General features: G+C 70.0%; 5 protein-coding genes and 1 pseudogene. 2 read left to right on the top strand and 4 right to left on the bottom strand.

Translation table 11 applies throughout. From position 1 onward, the window contains the following. The 4 genes and pseudogenes from hutH to CH341_RS18290 form a co-directional block, all read right to left on the bottom strand. Positions 1–1397 (bottom strand): annotated as a pseudogene (hutH, locus tag CH341_RS18275) (histidine ammonia-lyase); the annotation flags it as partial. Positions 1398–1412: 15 nt separating this feature from the next. Further along, positions 1413–2207 carry an ABC transporter ATP-binding protein gene (locus tag CH341_RS18280; protein WP_111420429.1) on the bottom strand — a complete coding sequence of 265 codons (795 nt, stop codon included), beginning with the start codon at positions 2205–2207 and terminating at the stop codon, positions 1413–1415. Further along, positions 2204–3106 (bottom strand): ABC transporter permease, encoded by a 903-nt coding sequence (locus CH341_RS18285; RefSeq protein ID WP_111420430.1) that lies wholly within the window; start codon positions 3104–3106, stop codon positions 2204–2206. Before CH341_RS18285 ends, CH341_RS18280 begins: the two co-directional genes overlap by 4 nt. Positions 3107–3164: 58 nt before the next feature. Further along, a complete protein-coding gene (locus CH341_RS18290; protein WP_170149692.1) occupies positions 3165–4163 on the bottom strand; it encodes an ABC transporter substrate-binding protein in 999 nt (332 codons plus the stop codon). Between the two features lie 117 nt (positions 4164–4280). Here CH341_RS18290 and CH341_RS18300 point away from each other — a divergent pair, with 117 nt between their 5' ends. Both CH341_RS18300 and CH341_RS18305 read left to right on the top strand, forming a co-directional pair. Next, positions 4281–5099 (top strand): IclR family transcriptional regulator, encoded by an 819-nt coding sequence (locus CH341_RS18300; protein WP_170149693.1) that lies wholly within the window; start codon positions 4281–4283, stop codon positions 5097–5099. Next, positions 5096–5580: alcohol dehydrogenase catalytic domain-containing protein (locus CH341_RS18305; protein WP_170149694.1), on the top strand; the 485-nt coding region annotated here is incomplete at its 3' end. The genes CH341_RS18300 and CH341_RS18305, both read left to right, overlap by 4 nt.

A 5580-nucleotide genomic window follows, 5' to 3' on the forward strand; every position in this document is an offset into this window, starting at 1 on the left:
GGCGCCGGCCCGTGGGGGGCGCGGAAGTCGACGCCCTGGGCGGCGGCGAGCCATTCGAGCGCCACCACGGTCTCGGCGTTGTCGACCATCTGGTGCAGCCGATAGGCGCCGTGGCAGGCCATCGAGACGTGGTCCTCCTGGTTGGCCGAGGTCGGGATCGAATCGACCGACGCCGGATGCGCCAGCATCTTGTTCTCGCTGACCAGGGCGGCCGCCGTCACCTGCGCCAGCATGAAGCCGGAGTTGAGCCCGGAGTTCTCGACCAGGAAGGCCGGCAGGCCGGACAGCGACGCGTCGATCAGCATCGCCTGGCGGCGCTCCGACATCGAGCCGATCTCGCAGACGACGAGCGCCGTCAGATCGGCGACGAAGGCCACCGGCTCGGCGTGGAAGTTGCCGCCCGACAGGACCTCGCCGTCCTCCGGGAAGACGACCGGATTGTCCGACACGGCGTTCGCCTCGATGGCGAGCACCCGGCCGGCATGGCGCAGATTGTCGAGACAGGCACCCATCACCTGCGGCTGACAGCGCATGCAATAGGGGTCCTGGACCTTCAGGCGATCCCGGTGGGCGGTGCGGATCGGGCTGTCGGCGATCAGCGCGCGATAGATGGCCGCGACGTCCTCCTGGCCGGGCTGGCGCCGCACCGCGTGGATGCGCGCATCGAAGGGCGTGTCGTTGGCGCAGCACGCCTCGAGCGACAGCGCCCCCGTCACCAGCGCGGCGCGAAACACCTCTTCGGCGCGGACCAGCGCGGCCAGCGCGATCGCGGTCGAGACCTGTGTCCCGTTGATCAGCGCAACGCCTTCCTTGGGCGCGAAGGCCATCGGCGCGAGCCCGGCGCGGCGCAGGCCGTCGGCCGCCGGCATCTCCGACCCGTCGCATCGCACCCGCCCGATTCCCATCAGCGCCGCCGCCATGTGGGACAACGGTGCGAGGTCGCCGGACGCACCGACCGATCCCTTCGCCGGAATGCACGGATAGACGCCGGCGGTCGCGAGCGCGAGCAGCGCCTCGACTAGGCTCCAGCGCACGCCGGAGTGCCCTTGCGCCAGCGCCGCCGCCTTCATCACCAGGATCAGGTGGACGATCCCGTCGTCGAGCAGCGCGCCGGTGCCGGTGCTGTGGGACAGGATCAGGTTGCGCTGCAGCTCGGTCAGGCGATCCTCGCCGATGCCGATGCTCGCGAGCTTTCCGAAGCCGGTGTTGACGGCGTAGATCGGACGGCCCGTGGCGATGAGATCGGCGACGGCCGCGTGGCACGCCTCGGTCCTTCGCCGGGCGGCATCGTCGAACCTCACCGGCGCACGCTCGCACAGGATGCGTCGCCACACGGAGAGCGGAATCGCGCCGGGCGCGACGACCAGGGGGTCGGATGTGATCGGACGCTGACTCATGGTGCCGCGTGCCGCTCAGCCGAGCAGCAGGGCGTCGTCCGACAGCTCCTCGCCCTGGTCGTGCCTGAACAGGGCGAGGAGGTCGGCGACCCCCATGGCGGCCCGGGTCGCGCCGGCGACGTCGAAGACGATCTGGCCGCGGTGGAACATGATCGTACGGTCTCCGTATTGCAGCGCCTGCGCCATGGAATGCGTCACCATCACGGTGGTGAGGCCGAGCGCCGCGACGATGTCGCAGGTCAGCGTCATCACGAAGTCCGCCGTCTTGGGATCGAGCGCCGCGGTGTGCTCGTCGAGGAGGAGGAGCCGGGTGTCGCCGCTGGTCGCCATCAGCAGGCTGACGGCCTGGCGCTGTCCGCCGGAGAGCAGGCCGATCTTGTCGTCGAGTCGATCCTCCAGGCCGAGCTTGAGGACCCGCAGTCGCTCGGCGGCGCGCTCGCGCAGGGCCTTGTCGATCGCGGAGCGCAGGCCGCGCGGCCGCGTGCGGCTCTGGGCGAGCGCGAAGTTCTCCAGGATGGTCAGGTCTTCGCAGGTGCCGGTCTTCGGGTCCTGGAACACCCGCGACACCAGCCGGGCCCGGCGGTGCGTCGGCCAGGAGGTCACGTCGACGTCGTCGAACGCGATGCTCCCGGCATCGGGCCGGATCGTGCCGGCGATCACGTTGAGGGCGGTCGATTTGCCGGCGCCGTTCGAGCCGATCACGGTGAGAAACTGCCCCGACTCGACCGTCAGGTCGACGTCGCGCAGCGCGACGGTCTCGAGCGGCGTGCCCTTGTTGAAGGTGACGCGGATCTTCTCGGCCAGGATCATGAGGAGCGCCGTCCGAGAAGTTGCGCCAGGCCGAGCCGTCGCCGCTGCCCGATCAACGTCAGCACGACGAGGACGGCGGTGACGAGCTGGACGTCCGAGGCCTGCAGGCCGAGGAAGTCCGCCTTGAGGGCGAGCGCGACGGCGAAGCGGTAGAGCAGGGCGCCGAACAGGCACGCGATCGTCGCCTGGACGATGGTGCGGGTCGGCAGGATCGACATGCCGACGATCACCGAGGCGAGTCCGATGATGATCACGCCGATGCCCATATAGGCGTCGGCCGCTCCGAAGATCTGGGCGAACAGCGCCCCCGCGAAGGCGGTGAGGCCGTTCGCCATGCCGATGCCGAGGAGCTTCATGCGCCCCACGTCGACGCCGTTCGCGGCCGCCATCGCCGGGTTCGCGCCGGCGGCCCGCATCCCGATCCCGATTCCGGTCCGCAGGAACAGGTCGAGCCCGATCTTGACCGCGAGGACGACGACTGCGAGCAGCACCGGGGACAGCATGTAGGTCGGAACGCCCCAGCCCTGCAGCGGCGTGAACACCGTCGCGGCGCCGAGCAGCGGCAGGTTGGGGCCGCTCATGATGCGCAGGTTGATCGAGTAGAGGGCGATCGCGACCAGGATGCCGGCGAGGATGTGCAGGATGCCGAACCGGACGTTCAGAAAGGCGGTGACGAAGCCGGCCAGGAAGCCCGCCGCCACCGCGCCGAGCGTCGCGGCCCAGGGCGGCCAATGGAACGACATGATCAGCACGGCGACGACGGCGGCGCCGAGGGGAAAGCTGCCCTCGACCGTCAGGTCCGGGAAGTCCAGGACCTTGAAGCTCAGGAAGGCGCCGAGTGCGACCAGCCCGAAGACGAGGCCGACCTCGACGGTTCCGAGAAATTCGTAAAGGGACATCGGACGCGAACGGTCTTTCGAGGAGCGCCCTCCGCCGCGACGGCGGAGGCGCGCGGGATCAGTTCACGACCTTCGTGGCGCGCGCCAGCGTCGCCGGCGGAATGGTGACGCCCATCGACTCCGCCGCGCTCTTGTTGAGGACGACGTTGAAGCCAGGCAGCTTCTCGTAGGCGATCACGGCGTCGATCTCGCCGGGCTTCTTGCCGGCCAGAATGTCCGCGGCCATGTGGCCGGCGAGGCGGCCGACCTCGATGTAGTCGAGCCCGAGCGAGGCGACGGCGCCGCGCTCGACGCCGCGCGTCTCGCCCGTGAACACCGGCGTCTTCGTCTCCTGGCCGACCTTGACGATCGTCTCCAGCGCCGCGACCACGGTGGTGTCGTTGGGCACGTAGATGGCGTCGACGTTGCCGACCAGCTTGCGGGCCGCCGGAATCACCTCGTTCGTCGTCGGAGCCGGCGACTCCACCACCTCGATGCCCAGCGGCTTGGTCTGCTCCTGCATCCAGCCGAGCGTCGCCTTCGAGCTGTCCAGGCCCGGATTGTAGACGAAGCCGATCTTCTTCAGGCCGGGGACGAGCTCACGGAACAGCTTCAGCTGCTCGGCGATCGGCGCCGCGTCGGACACGCCGGTGACGTTGCCGCCGGGCTGCTTGTACTGCGGGACCAGCTTGGCCTTCAGCGGGTCCGTGACGCTGGCGAAGACGATCGGAATGTCCTTGGTGGCCGTGACCATCGCCTGGGCGGTCGGGGTCGTGATGGCGACGATCACGTCGGCGCCCTCGCCGACGAATTTCTTCGCGATCTGCTGCTGGGTCGGCATGTTGCCGTTGGCGGTCTGATACTCGACCGTGATGCCTTTGCCCGGTGCGAGCCCGCGGTCGGCGAGACCGCGCAAGACGCCCTCCTTGGTCTCGACGAGTTGCGGCACCTCGACGATCGTCGAGATCGCGACCTTCTTGTCGGCGGCGAGCGCGGCGGCCGCGAGTCCCGCCGTCAGCAATGCGGTCGCCAGGGCCGTCGCCGATGCGAGCCGAGAGGCGGAGGACCATCCCTTCATTGTCGTCTCCTTGTCGATGTCTCGATCGGGCAACGAACGGGTCCGGCTCGCACGTTCATGGTCCCAGGGCGAATTCGCTCTTGCCACAATGTGAGCGACTGTCCCACAATTGGAGCAATGAACCAGGCAACTGTCAACATCGAACCCGACGAGGCGGCCGAGCAAGGACCGAGCCATGCCGGCGTCGGGCTGCTGAAGAAGACCTTCCAGATCCTCGATCTGTTCACGGACGACCGGCTGGCCTGGACCCAGGCCGAACTCGCCCGGGAGACCGGTCTCTCCCGTTCCACGCTGAGCCGGCTGGTGCGCTTCCTCGCCGCTCGCGGCTATCTGACAGAGCAGCACGGCCGCTACATGCTCGGCTTCGCGGCGGTCGACCTCGGGCATCGTGCGGAGCGCCAGTTCAGCCTGGTGGAGCTGTGCCGCGACCTGCTCGAGGAGCTGTCGCTGGCGACCTCGGAGACCGTGATCCTCACCGGCTACGACGAGCCCGGCGCCCGCGTCGTCTGCCTCGCCCAGATTCCCAGCCGGCAGGGCGGGCTGCGGGTCTACGAGACCATCGGCACCGCCTATCCGTTGTACTCCGGCGCCACCGCGAAGGCCGTGCTCGCCTTTCTGCCGCAAGCCCGGATCGATGCGGTGCTGGCCGGCGACCTCGTGCCGGTCAATCCGGCGACTCCGATCGATCGTGCCGCGGCGGCGTCGCAGCTCGCCGATATTCGCGCCCGCCGTGTCGCCGTCACGCACGAGGAGACCTATCCGGGCGTTTCGGGCATGGCGGTGCCGATCCTCACGCCGCGCGGCCAGGTGCTCGGATCGATCGGCGTCGCCGGCCCGTGCCACCGGATGACGGCGGACGCGATCGCTGCCGGGGTCGGGCACCTGCTGGCGGTCGGCGTCCGCGTCGCCGCGCGGCTCGGTGGGGATCCACGATGACGACGACCGCCGTCCCGACCACGATGGCCGCGTGGCAGTCGGATGCCCCCGGCGTCAGCGGGTTGGCGCGGACGACGCTGCCGGTGCCGCACCCGCGGCCGAACGAGCTGCTGGTTCGGGTCGATGCCGCGGCCCTGAACTTCTCCGACCTGCTGATGCTCGATGACGCCTACCAGGTCCGCCCGGTGCGACCGTTCGTGCCGGGCCAGGAGATCGCCGGGACCGTGATGGCGGCCGGGGCGGAGGCGGGGCTCGCGGTCGGCACGCCGGTGGCCGGCAAGGTGGTCTGGGGCGGCTTCGCCGAATATGCCCTCATGCGGGCCGACATGGCGATCCCGATGCCGAAGGGGACCGATCCGGCCACCGCGGCGGCACTGCCGATCTCCTACACGACCGCAATGGTGGCCCTCACCGAGGCGACCGTGGTGGCGCCCGGCGAGACCGTGCTGGTGCTCGCCGCGGCCGGCGGCGTCGGGCTCGC

Origin of the sequence: Rhodoplanes roseus, assembly GCF_003258865.1 — a bacterium.
Lineage (GTDB): Bacteria > Pseudomonadota > Alphaproteobacteria > Rhizobiales > Xanthobacteraceae > Rhodoplanes > Rhodoplanes roseus.